This window comes from Leptospira noguchii serovar Panama str. CZ214 (genome assembly GCF_000306255.2).
GTDB classification, from domain to species: domain Bacteria; phylum Spirochaetota; class Leptospiria; order Leptospirales; family Leptospiraceae; genus Leptospira; species Leptospira noguchii.
In genome coordinates this window covers 164,112-183,003 of sequence record NZ_AKWY02000001.1, presented here as the reverse complement: position 1 = coordinate 183,003, position 18,892 = coordinate 164,112, and the positions used below count along the sequence as shown (strand labels likewise).

The 18,892-nt window shown below is 33.6% G+C and carries 16 protein-coding genes, 1 tRNA gene and 2 pseudogenes; 10 read left to right on the top strand and 9 right to left on the bottom strand.

Features of this window, described 5'->3' with window-relative positions:
- The first annotated feature begins 17 nt into the window (after positions 1 to 17).
- The 3 genes from LEP1GSC059_RS00820 (at position 18) to thiD (ending at position 3,654) form a co-directional block, all read left to right on the top strand.
- Positions 18 to 1,847, top strand: coding sequence for a sensor histidine kinase (locus tag LEP1GSC059_RS00820; RefSeq protein ID WP_081099746.1), 1,830 nt, complete (start codon positions 18 to 20; stop codon positions 1,845 to 1,847).
- A gap of 491 nt (positions 1,848 to 2,338) precedes the next feature.
- Positions 2,339 to 2,746 carry an MGMT family protein gene (locus LEP1GSC059_RS00815; RefSeq protein ID WP_017215117.1) on the top strand — a complete coding sequence of 136 codons (408 nt, stop codon included), beginning with the start codon at positions 2,339 to 2,341 and terminating at the stop codon, positions 2,744 to 2,746.
- A gap of 86 nt (positions 2,747 to 2,832) precedes the next feature.
- Positions 2,833 to 3,654: a bifunctional hydroxymethylpyrimidine kinase/phosphomethylpyrimidine kinase gene (gene thiD / locus LEP1GSC059_RS00810; protein WP_017215116.1), complete on the top strand. Its 822-nt coding sequence runs from the start codon at positions 2,833 to 2,835 to the stop codon at positions 3,652 to 3,654.
- Between the two features lie 137 nt (positions 3,655 to 3,791).
- Here the strand turns inward: thiD and LEP1GSC059_RS00805 are convergent, their stop codons facing one another.
- From LEP1GSC059_RS00805 to hisB, 6 genes are all read right to left on the bottom strand, one after another.
- Positions 3,792 to 5,615: a DUF885 domain-containing protein gene (locus tag LEP1GSC059_RS00805; protein WP_017215115.1), complete on the bottom strand. Its 1,824-nt coding sequence runs from the start codon at positions 5,613 to 5,615 to the stop codon at positions 3,792 to 3,794.
- Between the two features lie 551 nt (positions 5,616 to 6,166).
- Positions 6,167 to 6,691: a hypothetical protein gene (locus tag LEP1GSC059_RS00800; protein WP_017215114.1), complete on the bottom strand. Its 525-nt coding sequence runs from the start codon at positions 6,689 to 6,691 to the stop codon at positions 6,167 to 6,169.
- A gap of 24 nt (positions 6,692 to 6,715) precedes the next feature.
- Positions 6,716 to 7,930 (bottom strand): vitamin K epoxide reductase/DsbA family protein, encoded by a 1,215-nt coding sequence (locus LEP1GSC059_RS00795; RefSeq protein ID WP_017215113.1) that lies wholly within the window; start codon positions 7,928 to 7,930, stop codon positions 6,716 to 6,718.
- A 92-nt stretch (positions 7,931 to 8,022) separates the two neighbouring features.
- Positions 8,023 to 8,748 (bottom strand): 1-(5-phosphoribosyl)-5-[(5-phosphoribosylamino)methylideneamino]imidazole-4-carboxamide isomerase, encoded by a 726-nt coding sequence (hisA, locus tag LEP1GSC059_RS00790; protein WP_002179389.1) that lies wholly within the window; start codon positions 8,746 to 8,748, stop codon positions 8,023 to 8,025.
- A complete protein-coding gene (gene hisH / locus LEP1GSC059_RS00785) occupies positions 8,745 to 9,377 on the bottom strand; it encodes an imidazole glycerol phosphate synthase subunit HisH (protein ID WP_002179106.1) in 633 nt (210 codons plus the stop codon). The genes hisA and hisH overlap by 4 nt, the downstream gene beginning before the upstream one ends.
- On the bottom strand, positions 9,374 to 9,994 hold the full coding sequence (gene hisB, locus LEP1GSC059_RS00780; protein ID WP_002179520.1) for an imidazoleglycerol-phosphate dehydratase HisB: 621 nt from the start codon (positions 9,992 to 9,994) through the stop codon (positions 9,374 to 9,376). The genes hisH and hisB overlap by 4 nt, the downstream gene beginning before the upstream one ends.
- Positions 9,995 to 10,067: 73 nt before the next feature.
- On the opposite strand from hisB, the gene LEP1GSC059_RS00775 reads away from it, so the two are divergent.
- A tRNA-Leu gene (locus tag LEP1GSC059_RS00775) sits at positions 10,068 to 10,151 on the top strand.
- Positions 10,152 to 10,522: 371 nt separating this feature from the next.
- Here LEP1GSC059_RS00775 and LEP1GSC059_RS00765 read toward each other — a convergent pair.
- Positions 10,523 to 11,293 (bottom strand): LA_3696 family protein, encoded by a 771-nt coding sequence (locus LEP1GSC059_RS00765; protein WP_017215111.1) that lies wholly within the window; start codon positions 11,291 to 11,293, stop codon positions 10,523 to 10,525.
- A gap of 595 nt (positions 11,294 to 11,888) precedes the next feature.
- Here LEP1GSC059_RS00765 and LEP1GSC059_RS23870 point away from each other — a divergent pair.
- From LEP1GSC059_RS23870 to LEP1GSC059_RS00745, 5 genes and pseudogenes are all read left to right on the top strand, one after another.
- Positions 11,889 to 12,098: pseudogene (locus tag LEP1GSC059_RS23870) on the top strand (hypothetical protein).
- Positions 12,076 to 12,744: a rhomboid family intramembrane serine protease gene (locus LEP1GSC059_RS00755; RefSeq protein ID WP_002179403.1), complete on the top strand. Its 669-nt coding sequence runs from the start codon at positions 12,076 to 12,078 to the stop codon at positions 12,742 to 12,744. Before LEP1GSC059_RS23870 ends, LEP1GSC059_RS00755 begins: the two are co-directional and overlap by 23 nt.
- Before the next feature lie 8 nt (positions 12,745 to 12,752).
- Positions 12,753 to 12,902 (top strand): annotated as a pseudogene (locus LEP1GSC059_RS23865) (IS3 family transposase); the annotation flags it as partial.
- An 834-nt stretch (positions 12,903 to 13,736) separates the two neighbouring features.
- On the top strand, positions 13,737 to 14,171 hold the full coding sequence (locus LEP1GSC059_RS00750) for an NUDIX hydrolase (protein ID WP_002179279.1): 435 nt from the start codon (positions 13,737 to 13,739) through the stop codon (positions 14,169 to 14,171).
- An 11-nt stretch (positions 14,172 to 14,182) separates the two neighbouring features.
- The gene (locus tag LEP1GSC059_RS00745; RefSeq protein WP_017215109.1) at positions 14,183 to 15,205 is read left to right on the top strand and encodes a hypothetical protein; all 1,023 of its coding nucleotides are present in this window, start codon (positions 14,183 to 14,185) and stop codon (positions 15,203 to 15,205) included.
- A gap of 614 nt (positions 15,206 to 15,819) precedes the next feature.
- Here the strand turns inward: LEP1GSC059_RS00745 and LEP1GSC059_RS00740 are convergent.
- Together LEP1GSC059_RS00740 and LEP1GSC059_RS00735 are read right to left on the bottom strand one after the other, a co-directional pair.
- A complete protein-coding gene (locus tag LEP1GSC059_RS00740; RefSeq protein WP_020980100.1) occupies positions 15,820 to 17,061 on the bottom strand; it encodes a hypothetical protein in 1,242 nt (413 codons plus the stop codon).
- A gap of 81 nt (positions 17,062 to 17,142) precedes the next feature.
- Positions 17,143 to 17,748, bottom strand: coding sequence for a hypothetical protein (locus LEP1GSC059_RS00735; protein ID WP_002154107.1), 606 nt, complete (start codon positions 17,746 to 17,748; stop codon positions 17,143 to 17,145).
- Positions 17,749 to 17,788: 40 nt separating this feature from the next.
- On the opposite strand from LEP1GSC059_RS00735, the gene prfA reads away from it, so the two are divergent.
- Positions 17,789 to 18,853, top strand: coding sequence for a peptide chain release factor 1 (gene prfA, locus LEP1GSC059_RS00730; RefSeq protein WP_002154096.1), 1,065 nt, complete (start codon positions 17,789 to 17,791; stop codon positions 18,851 to 18,853).
- Positions 18,854 to 18,892 lie beyond the last annotated feature (39 nt).

Genomic DNA, 18,892 nt, shown 5'->3' with positions numbered 1-18,892 from the left:
GATTTCTATGCACTGTAATGACGACCCGAAGACTCATCGCCTTAGGGCCCATCGTATATTTAATTCTTCTGATAGTCTGTTTTCAGCTTATCTCCACATTAACTATACGGTCATTCCATTTCTTTTCTTTGGAATCTTATGAACTTCTTATTACACTTTTAACCGGAGCGATTTTCGGATTTACAATTTACATCGTTTCAGTTCGAGTTTTAAAACTCACTTCTAGTAAATTTTTAAGAAAGATTTTTCCGTTCCTTCAATTTTCCAATAGCGAAATCGTTAAATACCTTTCGGTTTTAGATCAATTTAAAAACGATTTAATCTCTACAAATCTAACAGGACTTGTATGCGAAAAAATTCTAAAATTTATCCAAACCATAATTCCGACAAAAAAAGTTATCGTATTTCTTTGGAAGGAAGAAATGGGTAAATTCGCTCCTTTTCCAGATTCAGGAGAAATTCAATTTTTTATCTTTGATCCGTTTCTTCTTTGGATTACAGAAAACGATAGGATCTATGACTTTAAAGAATTTACAACTAATTACAATCTAAGTAAAATTCGAAATTCCGCTGAGAATTTTTTTACACAAACCCAAGCCGAATTAGTGATTCCTTTAATTCTCAATAAAAGTCTTTTAGGAATGATCGTGTTAGGTGAAAAGCAAAATCGAAAAAATTATACACTTTCCGAAATCAATAAATTGAATGAAATACGTTCCGTTTCGGTAATGGCGCTTTCAAACGCAATTTTTTACGAACGTCTAGTTGAGTTAACCGAAACCTTAGAAGAAAAAGTCAAGATTAGAACTCAAGAATTAGAAGAAACACAGTCCCAATTGATCATGTCGGAGAAAATGGCTTCTCTCGGTATCATGGTAGCCGGAATCGCACACGAAATCAATACGCCAGCGGGTGTGATCAACGGTGCCGCAGATAATTTAGATCAAAACATGAACTATCTGGTTCAAAACGTTTTTGACGTCGTTCTTTTTGCTAGATATAGAAAACTTAGAAAAAATTTCGAACTCGCTTTACTTCATTTGCTTCGGGATAAAAAAAAATCGGAACTGGATTCGAAAGAAAAATTCCGTTTAAAAAATCAACTTAAAGAAGAAATGAAAAGTATGAACTTTAGTCCTTCTCTAACTTCTGAACTTTCAAATTTTATTATAGAAAACCAGATTGGTAAAGAACGGAAATATATTTATAACATTATTTTAAAAGATGATGATCGTGGATATTTTATGTTAAAAAACGCCGCTTATATCAATCGAAATATCAAAAATATAAGATATGCAATTCGAAACATAGTTAGAATTGTAAAAGCGCTAAAGTCTTATTCCCATTTAGATCAATCCAAAACTTTTTCTTCTTCGAATATTATAGAAGGTATGGAAACAACATTAATTATTCTTAATAATCAAATAAAATATGGAATCGAGGTAATTAAAAATTTTCAGGAAATTCCACTTGTTATCTGTAACCCGGATGAATTGAATCAAGTTTGGACAAATCTTATTCAAAATTCGATTCAGGCTTTAAAAGGGAAAGGTAAAATCGGAATTTCAGTTTTTCCTTGGAATGATTATGTAGTTGTTGAAATCGAAGATAACGGCCCGGGAATTCCCGTCAAAATTCAAGATAGAGTATGGGATCCTTTTTTTACTACCAAAGATCAAGGAGAAGGAACGGGACTTGGTTTAGGAATTGTTAAAGGAATCGTTGAAAAACATAAAGGTAAGATTACTTTAAATTCGAATCCTGGGAGAACCATTTTTAGAGTGGAATTACCAATTAACCCGGAAAATAACATAGCTAAAGTGGCTGCAAAAGATAAAAAATTATAATAGCTTAGAAAGATTATTTTTAAGATTCAAATATTTACAAGCGCTATCTCAAAAATATTTTATCTTAAAATGCAGATTGCAATGATTTAAGATATTTTTAAGATAGCTTGTATTAATGAATCATAAAAAGGTTTTTTTAAAAGAATTAGAAATCAAAAATAGAGTTATTGAAAAATTCTATGTCCAGTTTAACAAAATTGCTTCAATTGACCGTTTCTATCAAAGATAAACTGATGGAGAATTAATTTTTCAACAACTCTAATGTATACAAGAATGATTCGTAAAAAATATTCTAAATATTTAAATTAGAACAACAAAATGTTTTTTGGAAATTTTTATACATTCAAATTTCTTTATAAATCTACTCTAAAATATAAACAATTTCTTTTAAAGAAATCTCTACAAAATCTGAAGTCTTATAGAAGTTCCCTTAAAGTTTTGAAAAAACACTCTAATCGTAAAATCAAACAATCAAATTTAGAGTAAATAACGTGAAACATAAGAAAATAAATTCGGAAATATCATTTTTTAAGGAAGTTTACGTTTTAGTAAAAAAAATTCCCAAAGGTAAGGTGACTTCTTACGGAAGAATAGCGGCACTTTTAGGAAAGCCCAGAGCAGCTCGCGCCGTCGGATACGCGTTAAACGCTCTTTCTAAAGATCAAGAACAAAAAGTACCTTGGCAGAGGGTTATCAATAGTCAGGGAAAAATTTCCTTTCGAGGAGATACAGGGCGTTCGATTTTACAAAAGAAAATTCTTGAAGATGAAAGAATCAAATTCAATTCTGCGGACAAAATAGATTGGGAAGTATTTGGTTGGCCAGATATGATTCCATCTAAATCACTTCCTAAAAAAAGGAAACCGAAATCTATAAGTATCGTTAAACAAAAGAAATAAAAATAAATTTTAGAATTATGAATTCAAATTATTTACTTGATTTTTTTGGTAAAAAATTTGCTCTAAAAATACATTAAAGAAATTGAATGGAAAATAAAAACATAAAACCGGTCACGCTGACAATTGCAGGTTCGGACTCTGGAGGAGGAGCCGGAATTCAAGCAGATTTAAAAACGTTTACAGCTCTGGGTACTTTCGGAACCTCCGCAATTACCTGTCTGACTTCTCAAAACCCTTCGGGTGTTACTGGAATTTTAGAAGTAGATGCAAATTTTTTAGAAAAACAGATCTTAGCTGTTCTGGATTACTTTCCAGTGAAAGCAATCAAAACTGGAATGTTATTTTCTACATCTATTATTGAAAAAACGAGTTCTCTTCTTTCAAAAAGAAAAAAAGAAGAAAACAATTTTTTCATAGTAATCGATCCAGTAATGGTAGCTACAAGCGGTGCAAAACTTTTGCAGAATTCTGCGATCGACGTTTTGTTAACAAAGTTAATCCCGGTTGGGGACCTAATCACACCCAACCTAGACGAAGCAGAAATTCTTTCCGGAAAAAAAATAAATACAAGTGCGGAAATGCCTGATCTTGTAAAAGAAATATTTGAAAAATTTAAAGTTCCAACTCTTTTAAAAGGAGGCCATCTACAAAATGAGAAAGTTGCAATCGACATTTTATACGATGGTAAAAAAATTTCTAAATTCGAAAAACCGTTTGTAAACGGGTTTTATCCACATGGAACAGGATGTACATATTCTTCTGCAATTGCTTCTTATTTAGCTCGAGGAGAAAATTTAATCGAAGCAATTTATTATGCAAAAGAATATTTACACGCAGCTATCGAACAATCCTATATCACAGGAAAAGATAAAACTCTAAATCATACTCCGCTATTTCATAAAACTTAAAATTAATTTCAAAACGTTGCTACTATATAAGAGCCGTTTACAAAATCTAAAAACTTTCTAATTGAATTACCGAATAAAATTGTTGTTGGTGACTATCATCCAATCAAAAAATTGTTTTATAGAAATTTCTATTTGTTTTATTTTTTTTCCTGGTCGCTTAACAATTGATCCTGTATAAGTTTTTCTAAAACGTTCAGTGGTAAAGAACCATTGTCTAAAACTACTGAATGAAACTCTCGAATATCGAAAGTCTTCTTTTTATGAACCTTTACTTTTTCTCTGAGTTCTAAAATTTTTAACATTCCGAGTTTATAGGAACAGGCCTGACCGGGATAAACTATATATCTTTCTATTTCTGCAGTCACGTCCTTCGGAGCCATTCCAGTATTTTGCATCATATAAGAGATCGCTTGTTCTCTGCTCCACCTTTTATAATGTAAACCTGTATCAACGACGAGCCGCACCGCACGGAACAACTCCGCTTGAAGCCTTCCTAAATCCGAATATGGATCTTGAAAAAAATTATAGTCCTTTGCAAGACGTTCCGCATATAAGGCCCAACCTTCCACATAAGCAGTAAATGTAATTGTATTTCTAAAACGAGGAAGCCCTTTTAGTTCCTGCATGATTGCAATCTGTAAGTGATGTCCGGGAATTGTTTCGTGATACGTCAAAGTTTTCATGCCAAATTTAGGAATTTCCTTTGTATCCCGAAGATTCGCATAAAAAATACCTGGTCGAGAACCGTCTAACGCGGGTTCATCGTAGTACGCTCCTGGAGCGGTTTTTTCTTTAAAGATCGGAATTCTTTCTACTTCAACCTTACTTTTTGGCATTTTGAAAAATAAAGATTTTGTTTTTTCTTGTGAGTCCTTTAGAATTTTCTTATATTCTTCTAAAGCCTGAAGTTTACCTTCTTCGTTATCGGGAAATAAAAAATTAGAATCCTTTCTAAGTTCCGACATGGCAATTGGAATAGGCCTATTTTTTCCGACCCTTTTCAGAACCATTTCCATTTCGTTTTGAATTCTAGAAACTTCCGACAATCCTATATTATGAATTTCTTCTGGAGTCAATTCTGTCGTAGTATGTTTTTTCAATTCGTGAATATAATAAAGATCTCCGTCCGGAAGTTTCCAAACTCCAGCCCTTGAATCGGCGTGTTTTTTCTGTTCTAAAAAAAGAATTAGTAATTTTGAATATGCAGGATATACTTTCGATTCAATTGATTGTTTCACTCGTTCTAAAGAACGATTCTGAAAATCCACAGAAACCGAATCTATCTTTTTAATTTTCTTTTCGAATGTTGTATAAAGAAGATTCTCCTTTGCCGGAACCGTTACAAACTCTTTGACTTCCGAGATCAATCGATCCAAAATAAATTCAGGTGGTAAAATACCATTTTTATCTCTAAATAAAATTCCTTCTATGAGTTGATCTATCTTTTTGGGAACGGCTTCTAATCTTGCGATGTAATCTTCTACATCTTGAGAAGATGTGATAGGATGTTGTGTAGCTAAAAAAGTAGGAATTTGATTTTGAACTCCAAATAATTGATTCGCAGGATAATCGTGAAATAAAAATCTTTCACCAGAAATTTTTAAACGAAGAAACCATTCTAAAATTTCAAAAGAAAGTAGCTCTTGTCCTGATAAATGTTCTTTTCCGTAAGATAAAAGAATCTCCAGATTTTTTTTCGCTTTTTCTAAATCTTGTTTTTGTTTTTCGATCGATATATCGGTAAGTTTTTTTTGATAACCTCCTATTTCAAAACGATTTAAAATACCAAGAGAAGTCAGATATTCTGGATCTTCTAAAATTGATTCCCAAAAAATTTTTTCATAAAATAATCTGAGTGTAATAGGTTTAAAAAAAATTGTATGTAAAATTAGAGTAAACGATAGAGAAAGTAAAATTAAAATTCCAAAGAGAATCTTTTTTAAAATAGAAAATCTAAACATAGTAAACAGAATTCATAAAATCTAAGAATATGAAAGTTCTATTTTTAGAAACCTCTATAAAATCGAAAAACACCAAAACTCAAATTTTTACGTTTTCCGAATAAAAACACATCGCTCTCAAACAACAATTCTAAATTAGAGTTGTTGAAAAATTCCATAGTCCAGGTCAACAAAACTGCTTCAATCGACCGTTTCCATGAAACGCAAACTGATAAAGAATTAATTTTTCAACAACTCTATTATTTTTGAGAGTATTATTATTTAACTTGAATTAGCGCGAAAGGGATCGATGAATGAACTCAACACAACGCTTTCCTGAATGCCGATCCTTAGAGAGGCATTCGCTGAGTTCCCTGGGTCGCGTTGTGGAGTCAAGTTATTGAAATTAAAAAAATTGAATGTATAACTATATTACACAATAACTTGACTGAAGCTGAGAGCCCCGGTCCCGCCTGTTTCATTGAATCTTTTTTTACAGACTATTGGCGGGATTCACCCGGTCTTTTTTACGTCTAGTCACGTTATTCATTACTTTAGTAATAAATAATTTTCTAAACTAAGGGAAGGAGGACCAAAAAAATAAAGGAAATTAACAAAGTCCAGATACATGCGGAAGACAAAGAAAACCAAAGAGAGTTTTGCCATCGGATCAAAGGAACGGCAACGAACAAAATCATTCCAAAATAGGAAAAATAAGGAGAACGATCATAAAGACGTTTTTGCCATTCTATAAATCCTTCTTTAAAATCTTTTACATCTCCTCGGAATTTTAGATCTAGAATCAATTCGCCAATCAAACCAGAGATAGAAAAAATGAAAGTCCACACAAAGAACAAAATGGACAATAAAATTGGGATCTTTTCAAAACGAGTCAAAACATGAACCACAAGTAGAAGCAGACTCAAAATAGGTAAAATTGGATAGAGAATTTTAGTTCTCAAAAACTTACTTTCGGCAGCATAACGAAAAAAAGATATTGAATTTAAAGATTGAAAAGACCCACAAAATAAACACTGAATAGATTCCGCTAAGATATGCGTACCGCAATTCCTGCAGAATCGTTTTTCGTTCTCCATCTTTTCTTAGATAAAAGATGTACTCTAATTAATAAGTTGCCGAATCAGTTGATGTAAAAATTCAACGTTAGGAGTTCCACTTTTTGGAAGAGGCTTATTATTTATGAACAAAGTAGGAGTCGAATTGATTTTCAGTTTTTCGGCCTCGTCTACTTCGCGATTAATTTGATCTCTAATTTTTGTAGAACTCATACAAGATCTAAACTGATCCATGTTCAGCCCGTTTTTTTCGGCGAGACGAGTAACGGTTACTGCTGTGTGCATCACTCCAGCTTCGTTATCATCGTAAAGACCAGTATAAACCGGATAAAACTTTTTCTGCTGATTAGCACAAAGCGCCGCACTCGCAGCCACACAAGAACTCGCTTCTGGAGATTTTCTTCCTACAAGACGATTACAGTTTCCATCCAAAGGAAAATTTTTATAAGCGACTTTAATAATTCCGTTATATTCGCTTAAGAAAGATTTTAAAATCTTACTCGTATGCATACAATGGCCGCAATTAAAGTCTGCGTATTTTACAATCGTAATCGGTGCATTTGGATCACCTACTACGGGAGCATCTTTCAAATCAATGGAAACCGTTGGAGTTGTTCCAAATTCTTTTAATTGTTCTGGAATGGATTTTTCTCCATTGGCGGCCCCGGATACAAGCCTTGCTCCACCCGTAGAAATTTTTCCTCCGTAAAGACCAAGGACAAAAAAGAAAAGTATAACGATAATAAGATTGAAAATATTTCCATTTAAAGAATTTAAAACAGTACCTATCGACTTATCCGGAATAGATTTAAATGTAGTAAAATTAACGGCAAGAAGTGCAATCGTTACTAAATACGTTGCAGCACAAAGGCCACATAATGCTTTAATTACTCCAACGGAAAGTAAAAACAATCCTAAGTCAGCAATAAGGCCGAGAACTAAAACATAAAATGCTAATCTAAGATTTACTTCTGCGGATTCTTTTTTGATCTCCGATAATATAAAAAGAAAACCCACAAAGCCGTAAAAAAGAAAACCAAACAAAGCGATCGGAAGGTCTCCTAAGCCGGGAACGTTTCGGATCGCAGAATAAGCGCTTTCGGAAACCTTATCACAAGAACCGGATTCGCTCAGTGCGTTGCAAAGAGTTTCTCCTACCGAACCAGGGTCACCATAATATTTTTGGATGAGTAAAAAAGAAAAAATCAGTCCTAACACGGAAAGTATGATCGATATTTTATTTTTAGAAAATTGATTCATGAATATCCCAGATCTTTTAATAAGATAGATTTACCTTTATGTATGGTTCCATTTTAGATGAAAAGAAAAATCTAATTCTATTTTTCGTTTCCTTAAATAGAAGAAATTGCTTTTGCGAGATCCAATTTTCCTTCGTACAAAGCTTTTCCAGTGATCACTCCATAAAGGGGAATTTTAGTTTTGAGAGAAGAAAGATCCATTAAATCCTTCAGAGATGCAATTCCACCGGAAGCTATTACTTGAAACGGATAAGAATTTAAAATTTCTCTATATGCTTCCAGATTTGGACCTGCGAGAGTTCCGTCTTGAGCAATATCCGTAAAAACAACATGTTCAATTCCTGCTTTTACAAGTTGCTCTAATAAATCTCTGTAATGAATACCTGAATCTTTTTCCCAACCTGCAATTTTTACAATCCCGTCTCTTGCATCGACTGCGACCACAACTCTTTCTTTTCCGTAATTATCGAGTGCGTATTTTAAAAGATCGGGATTTGTAACTGCGGCGGTTCCAAGAATAAAACGATTGATCCCAATTTTATCGTAATAAGCCAGTTTTTCTTTGTCACGAATTCCACCACCTAACTGCACTTTGAGGGAAGTAGTTTCTCGGATTTTCAAAATAGAATGTTCATTGATACCAAGTTGATTTCTAGCACCGTTTAAATCTACCAGATGAAGCAAAGTTGCTCCATTCTTGGCAAAACTTTCCGCAAGTTTCCAAGGTTCAGAAGAATAGATTTTCTTTTCTTCGTAGTTCCCCTTAAATAAACGAACTGCACAATTATCGAATAAATCTATAGCAGGAATTACAATCATACAAAACGAATAAAATTCTCCAAAAGTTTAAGTCCATGAGTATGCGATTTTTCGGGATGAAATTGCGTTCCGAAAACATTATTTTTTTCCACGACGGCTGGAAATTTTTCCTGGTAGTAGTCACAAAGCCCGGTGATTGCATTTCCTTCGGCTTCAGTAGGTCTATAAGAATGGATAAAGTAAAAGAAAGATTGATCTCCAATTCCTTTTAAAAGAATACTTTTATCTTTTCTACGAATTTGAAGACGATTCCAACCGATATGCGGAACTTTAAAATTTTTTCCATGAAATTTTTTGATCTTACCTTTAATATATCCTAGACCTTCGATCTGTTCTTTTTTTGAACCTTGAGCAATCTCCTCTGAAGATTCAAAAAGAATTTGAAAACCGATACAAATCCCAAAAAGAGGTTTTCCGGAAGTTACGTGTTTATCAATCGTTTCCCGAAGTCCTGTCGAATTTAAATTCTCCATCGCCTTATCAAAATGTCCGTCACCTGGTAATATTAGAGCTTTTGAATTTTCAATCGTTAAACGATCTTTTGTAAAAACAAAATCTTTAGTATAAATAGATACGGCTTTCAAACAAGAATGAATATTTCCCATTCCGTAATCCAGAATGGCGATCATTCTAAAACACCTTTAGTGGAAGGAATTGCGCCTGCGGACGCGGAATCTTGTGCAATCGCCATTCTGAGAGATTTACCTAAAGCTTTAAAAATAGATTCGTGAATATGATGTTTATTATCTCCATAATGAACGACTACGTGTAAATTCATCTTTGCGTTGAGAGCAAGCTTTTGTAAAAATTCCAAAGAAAGTTCTGCATCATAAATTCCGAATTTACCTGTTAGTTCAGGTCCGGTGTATTTAAAAAAGTATCTACCGCCTAAATCCACGGCTACGGTCGTAAGAACCTCATCCATAGTAAGGGTAAAATGTCCGTATCTAAAAATTCCGGCTTTATCACCCAATTGTTTATGAATTGTAGTTCCCATCAAAATCGCTGTATCTTCCACGGAATGATGACAATCTATTTCAATATCTCCTCTTAACCAAAGATTCAGGTCGATCAATCCATGTTTGGAAATATGTGAAAGCATATGTTCGAAAAAAGGAATCTCTGTATCAAACTGATATTGACCGGTTCCTCGAAGATTCATTTCCAATTTGATCTCGGTTTCGGAAGTTTTTCTCTCTGCTTTCATTCTAACTGGATCATAGAATCCAATCAACTTGCCTGTCAATGAATTCCAAAATAATGGATGACGTAAAAGCCAAACCTATCGAAATTGTAGGAGCAATTTCTCACTATAAATTGCCGAAGTGGCGGAATTGGTAGACGCACTGGCTTCAGGTGCCAGCGATCGCAAGGTTGTGGGGGTTCGAGTCCCTTCTTCGGCAAAAATAATTTTAACAATATAAACATGGACTCGAAGCGAGAACTTGAAAGCGTTTTGAGCTTTCCTAAAAAGCGAAAAACGCGACCGAAGCATACGATGTGCTGAGGCAAGTTCGAGACGCCCCGGAACCCAGTCGAGCACGACGCGAGACTGTGAAGGGGCGAGTCCCTTCTTCGGCAAAAATAATTTTAACAATATAAACATGGACTCGAAGCTTTCGAGCGAGAGCGTTTTGAGTTTCCGTAAGAAACGAAAAAACGCGATGCGAATCCATGGATGGATGAGCACGCGAGAAAGACGCCCCGGAACCCAGTCGAGCACGACGCGAGACTGTGAAGGGGCGGAGTCCCTTCTTCGGCAAAAATAAGATTCTTAGTTTATAATTTTTCCGATGGCTGCGGAAAGTGTTGCGATTCCTAACATACCACCTAAAATCCAACGAGTTTGAGCAGCAATTGTTTTGTGAATATCTACAATGGACTTTTGTAATTCTAGAAAATCGGTTTTTGTTTCTGCTCTAAGTTCTGCAATTTCAGTTTTTAATTCTGTTCTAAGATCAGCAATTTCGGTTTTTAATTCTGTTCTAAGTTCTGCAATTTCGGTTTTTAATTCTGTTCTAAGATCAGCAATTTCAGTTTTTAATTCTGCCCTAAGATCAGCAATTTCAGTTTTTGTTTCTGCTCTAAGTTCTGCAATTTCAGTTTTTAATTCTGCCCTAAGATCAGCAATTTCGGTTTTTAGACCAGAATAAAAATCTCCAAGTTCCTTTCTAATTTTAACGGTTTCCATTTCGAATTCAAGTTGAAGCTTTAGAATTTTAGAATTTACTTCGCTGAAACTTATTTTTATCTCGGCACGAAGATCTAAAATTTCTCCTTGAAGATTCATAACTTTAACAGCCACTTCATAACGAAGTTTTTCAATTTCTCCCGATAGAGTTGTTTTCAACTGCTTAATTACAAAATCTACCTGTGAGATCTCGGACTTTAAAAAGGTTTCATATTGTTGGAAACTAATTTCAAGAGTTGCGTTCTTTGAGGCAGTCAATGCTTCTTCTAAAAAAGCCAAAAATTGATCCCTTCCTTCAGGACCCAATATCTCTTCCATTTGATTCGGAATTTTATGGATTAAGTCCAGTAACATAGTTTACTCCTTTATTTGATTGAGATTCAAGCGATTTTTTCTCCGTTAGTACGGTTCTTGAAATGGAAGAAACGGATCTTAAATAGTTCAGGATTTAGTAAAATTTCTTTAGAGATTTCTATTTTTCTAAAGAATTAGGAAAAATATCGAAACATTCATATTTTATTATGGATTGAAAGTATCATTTTATAAAAATGAATTTTAGATTTTACAAAGATTCAAAATTTTTCCATTAAATAGTCTGAATAGAATAAACTCATAGTTTTACTTTATTCATTTTCGAAAGTTTCTCAACCCAATAGAAAGAAGTTCAAAAAATTCTAGACTTGACTGCTAAACTTTTAGAAAAAAAGAATCGAGGCGGTCACCACAAATAGGATCACGGTCTAAGCGAAAATTCCAATCGGTCTTTATATCAATATTTTTCAAAATAAATACGCTGTTTTAAACCTAATCTTTCAAATTTTGGGAGGATAAAATTGATTTGGCGATTGATTTTTTTACAAATTTTTTCCTTCTGGTTTTCAATGAGACAAGCCCTGAGTTAATCGTAACTGATTGGGAAAATAATTTAAAAATATTAGAAAACGTTTTCATGATTCTTTCTCAATTTAATCTGGATCTGACCGAAAATAAAATTATATCTAGACAATCGTGGAAATTACGGACGCGATTCTACAACGCTGGATTCGGGAACAAGAGATAGGAAATAATGATTATCAAGTTAAAAATCATTTTAAAGTCCTATCTAATTCGTTATTTCTCGAGGGGACAAAAACGTTTTGATTCGAATTCTTCTTTTTGAATTTCCTTTAACTACTTTTTTCGTTTTTTTAATGGTAGCGACTTTTTTTATCGTGAACATTTTTCTTCCCGAACATTTGATTCGACACTATTTTTTAAATCATCCAGGACAAATTCAACCTCTCTCTTGGATCGGAGCCGTGTTCTATCATGGAAGTTTAATACACTTATTTGGAAATATGTTTTATCTTTTCTTTCTTGGAAGAGCAGTAGAATATAAAGCCGGAAAAGGAAGATGGCTTTTGTTTTTCTTTATGGCGGCTTTGATCTCTTCTTTGTTGGATTCTTTTATCCGAGGAGTGATTTTACATGACTCCACTCCGGTTGTGGGTGCGTCCGGTGCAATTTCTGGAATTGCCGCAGTAGCCGCGTTACTCTCTCCTTTCTCTTTACGATTTAATCAAAGAAACATTCCGTTTCCGGTTTTTTTAGTCGCTTGGATTATGGTTTATTCGGACATTACCAATGTTTTTACGGAGGACGGAGTGGCACGTTGGGCACATTTAGGAGGTTTTATTTCTGTAATTTTTGCAGCTTATTTTTTAAAACCGACAGAAAGAAAACAACTTCATTCTGGTTTTATACTTAATTTAATATTCATTATTTTAACTTTGATTCTCGCATTTTTCTATTCAAATCGATCTTAAAACTTAACTCTCCAAAAAGAGAAATAGAATATAATTACTTTTATAAAATTCAAGAAGCGAAAGAAATATTTTTTGATCATTAGATGTTTACTCTAATAGACAAAGATATCTCATTAGGGTTTATAAGTCCTGTTCAATTTGAAGAAAATGCTGCGTAAAAATATGTCCAACAATATATTACTAGATTAGTTTGTGAAGTAAAGATTTAGAATAAAAACTCTAGACATAATAAAATAAAACTCCCCAAAAATATAAATTCATTATATATTAATTCTCTAAAGTCTTGATTCGCATTACTTTTCTAAGAAAATCCACGGGAAAATTTCGAATATCTAGAATTTTACTGTAAAACTCTTAAACATTAAAAATTTCAGAACCAAATCTGAATTTAAGGTAGTTTTTCCATCTTTAGTATTCAAGATAGCCTCCTTATAAAAGTTTAATTTTTTACGCCAAACTTACATTTGCATTACTATTACTTAGAACTATATAATAGAGTTGTTGAAAAATTTCATAATTCAGATCAACAAACTGCTTCAATTGACCGTTTCATGAAACGGAAGCTGAAGGGGAATTAATTATTCAATAACTCCAATAAAGTACTACCTATTTAATAGTTTATACTTTACTCATATGAATTCAGAGAAAGAAAATCTGGTCGAATAAAAAAACTCAATACAACGACTTTTTAAAAACGTCGTTGCAGTTCGTAAATTTCATAGTTTTAAAAAGGCTCATTCATTGAAACGCTTTCGTAAAAAGCGTTTCAATGAGTTCTTTTTGTTCCAATTTCTTCGGAATTTAAACTCAATGTTGCAGTCGCAACATAATAATCGCTTTCACATTGTATTTATCGAATTTACATGAAACAACACTTTATAATACAACTCGATTGTACTTGACCAATCAAATTCCTAAAATAACGAACCAGGATAAAAATGATTGTCAGCAAGGAAAAAATATCAGCCCTTGTAAGGAAATCCGGAGAATGAATGAGCAAACACGGCTTTTTTCAGATTACCCAAAAACTTTTCCTAAGAAAAGGAGACGAACTTCTAATTCTCAGAGATCGCAAATCTGGTTTAGGAGATCTACCCGGAGGAAGAATGAACGATAATGAATTCTTTGAAGATTGGGGCCTCAGCATGCAACGCGAGATCGAAGAAGAATTAGGTTTGCAAGTACAAATCCGAGTTTCTCCAAAGCCATTGTTTATCCACAAACACAGAGTTAACGAAGGAAATTTTCCTTGTATCATTATCGCTTATCACGCGGATTATCTAGGAGGGGACATCATTCTTTCCGATGAGCACGATTATATCGCGTGGGAAAACGTTCAAACCTACGAACCAAGTCCCTTATTTACCGAATATATGCTCGACGCGGTAAATCTATATCTCAAGGAATACGCCTCTTTAGTGCATTAGAAAAAAAGAATATGATTCCATTTTGGAAAAACGTAGCTGCTTCATTCATCTTAATTCCTATTTTTTTAGGAATTGCGTATATCTTTTCGGGAAAACAAATTTCATCGGAACAATACAACACCCTCACCCATAAGGAATATCAAATTTTAACAAATGGCTATGATAAAAACGCAGGAAACGTAGTTGTAATTCAGCCGGAATGGAGGTTGGAAAATTTTTCTTCAGAAGAAAGATTTCTTAAATCTGTAGAAACTCCTTTAAAACAAGCCAAACAAAACGGGCTTTTAAAAAAGAATACTTTAGTCGTTTTTCCTCCTCATACCGGAAGTTTTTTATATTTTTTAAATTCTCGCCAAGAAGTTTTTAAAAAAACAAATCTCGAAGAAGCATTCCATTTTATTAAATTAGAAATTCTTTTTAAATCTATACTTGGATTGAATATGGAAAAAAAGTTAGACCCTAGTTCTACATATTTAAGAATTTTTTCCAATTTATCCAGAACTTACGGTGTTTATATTTTACCGGGTTCGATTTTGATGCCGATTGAAAATTCAAATCTTGATCTCAAAACTTGGAAAGAAGTAGTTTATATTTTTGATCCTAACAAACAAATCACTTTTAAAGAAAACGTATTAGCTAGAACCCCTACGATAACTTGGAAGAAAAATTTAGCCGCTTTCCAAAAAATAGAAACGGAGTCTAACAGAAGCGAAGACAAATCACTCACAACTTATCAATTTCCTTTTGCAAGATTTGGAATTTTTTATTTGGATGAGTTTAAAAATCCTGAATTTCAAGAAAAAGTGAAAAAAACTTTCGTTTCAAGAGTGATCGTGTTAGGTGAAAATCCTTCTGAAACGGATCTAAAAGAATGGGCTATAAAATCCAATTTAGAATCAACAATTCGAATTATCCCTTCAGGTTCTTTTTTGGATCAGAATTACGGAGGAGGAAGTTATATCAAAACTAGATACGGCTCTTCAACTCCGGGAGTAAACAGCAGAGAACCTCTAATTTTAAATTTGTTCTTATAACCTTAAATATTTTAAAGAAATTCTTATATAAAAAAATTATTAAAATATAATATTGATAATTCATGAAATTTTAGATACTGTGAACTCGGGGTAAGGAATTGATGATTCTGAAAAAAGTTGGAATCTCAACTTTACAGATTGATTCTTTAAATGTGGGAACTACTGCAAACGACGATTTTAAGAAAAAATTCTAAGATTGTAGAAACTCATACTTTTAGAAAATTTTTCTGAATCAGAACTCACGTTAAAATGAGATTTAAATTTTGATGATGGCCGCAAAACAGCGTTTTTGTGTAAAAATCGGATAGATGGTGATTCTTTTTGTAATAGTTCCCACAATTTTCAAAGTTTAACTGGTAAATCCATGGTCGGTGAGAATTCCCGCAGATTAAGCAGTATAATAGAGTTGTTGAAAATCTATAGTTCAGATTAACAACGCTGTTTTAATCAACGTTTCCATACAAAAGAAACTGATGGAGATTCATTTTTCAGTAACTCTAATCAATTTTTAAACATTCATTTTTTGTGATTTGAATCGGGAATTTCCACATTTATTTTTTATGGAAAAATCAGGTTTTTATAAAACGAATCGAACCTCTTACACTGAACTCACGTTATTTACTTCTTACTTCTTCATAGAGTTTCCAGATACTCCAATCTTCGGGCTGAAAATCCAATTTGCTAAGAAACAACTGTCCGGGTTCTGCTTCGCAAACGATCCGATCGTCTCCTGTCAAAAGAATACGCTCACATAAAATCGGAAGATTTTGACTTTTTTTTGCAGGACCCCAAAGATGCACCTTTCCCGAATAACCAGATAAAAACTCATTTTTTTTAGATAACTTCCAAGGGTTGATTTCTTTTCGACTAACAGTAAAAAGTTTTGTAATTACCGGTTTAGTTTTGGAAGAAAAATTGATTCTTCTTAGATGTAGTTTACCAATTTCTCCACCGATATAATAAGCGCTTTCTCCATTTCCATAATATAAAATTGGACTAAGAATATCCTTATCTATCTTTTCCGCCGTTTTTTGAAAAGGATGAAACCAATATAAATTATATGCGCCTGCATTTCCTGAAAAAATTAAAAAAGAATTTCCTGAAGGATACATTAAAAAGCGTGTTTTTAAATTAGGAAAAGGTGATACGATTTTTTCTTTGTTTAAAACAAGAACTGGTTTTCTAGGTTCAACCGTTTTCTCTTCATAGAGATTATCGTCTACAAAGTAATAAATTTTTGATCCGTCCGGCAAAATCGATCCTCGACTTTTACAGGAAACCTGAGCGCCTGCTTCATAAGAAAGACTAGAATCTTTTAAAGAAATAGCTACATATCTGCAACCGCCGGAAGCTTGCATCGTGTATTCAACTAAAGCATAATTCGCATTTTGAGAAAGAGAAAGATTGGAAGGGATCTGATCCAAACTTCTGGAATTATTTTCTCCCGCTGCGAGATCTTGAAAAAAAATCTTTTGATCTTCAGTCCAAACAAGCTTTAAACGATCGTTTGAAAATTCTATAATCCGAGCGGAATCCGGAGCTTCCGCAGAAAGAAGTTCATCTCTATCTTTAGGAAATTGAAGTTTTTCCTTCAATTTTTCCGAAGCTTTTTCGTATTTTTCCTGTTCGACTAGTTCTTGAATTTCTTCGATAAAAGTTTCGTGACTACTTTTACAGAAATTTAAAAAATAAATCGCAAACAAAACTAGGATCGTGTTCTTTTTTATAAAAACCTGTTTAAGAAAAAACAAAACACTACTGCTTTTTATCTTTTCATGAGAAAAAAGATAGGTGTTAAAAAAAAATGTAAAAAAATAAGATTCAATTTTATTTTTTAAAATAGATTTAAATTTCATGATATACTGATAATCCAACTTAGAAATTTTTTATTTTGTATCATAACACCGTTAAATGCCATTATAAAAATTTTTCTAAGTCTATTCTTCAAATCGACCCGTAAATTCCAATTCCTTTTGAAAGAGTTCATTAGCCCTTTGACCACTAGTCTTTGTATCTAAAAAAGAAATCCCTCCGTTTAAAACCGCGCCGATATACGGTAACCATGAAAGTTTTGAAGAAAAATTTCCATTCCTTTGAAACAATTTCCACCCCAGATGAAAACCAATCGAACGAAAGATTTCTAAAGTAGCCGGTCTAACAAGTACTCTGGTGCCAACGTCTCTGACAATAGAACGAATCAAGGCGTGATTTTTATCCGGAAAAATACAATAACTCATAATTTCGGGAGATACCTGAGATTCTTTTCCGTAAAGAGCTGCAATATCTTTTACAAGATGACCTTGAATTCTATAGAATAAAATCATTTCAGGTAACAAAGCCAAATAACCGAGATGACTTTTAGAAATAGAAAGCCCAAGTCCGATTGCACCGGCTCGAATTGAAGCTTTTTGAATACATTCTTGAATGAGTTCGGAGGGATTTCCTACGGTTTTGCCAAATGGGCTTCGATATCCTCTAAGGTCGGTCAATAAGGATAGGAATTTTTCAGAAAAAACTTCTGCGACGGAAATATGGTTTTCCATAGAGTGCGTTGATTTATAAAGGAAAGGTCGAGTTCATTCAATGATAGATAGACTTGAAAAAATACAAGAAAAATACCTTCGAATCAGTGAAGAGTTAAATCAAGCAAAAGATCCTTCTTCACTGAAAAATCTTTATAAGGAAAGATCAAAACTCACTCCTCTTTATCTCAAAGTAGAAGAATATCTCAAAATCTACAAAGACAAAAAAGACGCGGAAGAATTGATCCAATCCGAAAAAGACGAAGAAATGCATTCTATGCTCAAAGAAGAAATCCGAGAAGCGAACGTAAAACTGGAAGTTCTGGAAAAAGAATTGGAAGTTTTACTTTTACCTCCAGATCCAAATTCGGGGAAAAGCATTCTCGTAGAAATCAGAGCCGGAACCGGCGGAGAAGAAGCGGGTTTATTTGTTGCAGATTTATTTAGAATGTATTCTAAATTTGCGGACAAACAAAAAATCAAAACCGAAATCATAGATTCTTCTCCAACAGGAATCGGAGGTTTGAAAGAAATCATTTTCGCTTTGGAAGACGATCGTGCCTATGATTTTTTTAAGTTCGAGAGTGGAACACATCGAGTTCAGAGAATTCCAAGTACAGAATCAGGGGGAAGAATTCATACAAGTGCGGTGACAGTTGCGATTCTTCCAGAAGCAGACGAGGAAGAAATTCAAATCAACGAAAACGATCTTAGAATCGATGTATATCGCTCCTCCGGTGCCGGAGGTCAGCACGTAAATACTACAGACTCTGCGGTTCGAATTACTCATATTCCCACAGGAGTTGTAGTTGCATGTCAGGACGAAAAATCTCAGCATAAAAATAAGGCAAAGGCATTGAGAATTTTAAGCGCTCGAATTCTAGAAAAACAAGCCGAAGACAAAAAACAAGCTTCGGATGCGATCAAAAAACAAATGATCGGAAGCGGAGATCGTTCTGAAAGAGTAAGGACTTATAATTTTCCTCAAGGCAGATGTACGGACCATAGAATCGGTTTTACGAGTCATAACCTTTCTGCGATTATGGAAGGAGACTTAGACGAATTGATCGGAGCCTTAACAGAAGAAGATAGGGCTCGGAAAATTTCCGAAACTCAAACTCATTAAAATTTCAATAAACCTTGGGTTAAAAAATTCGTAATCACT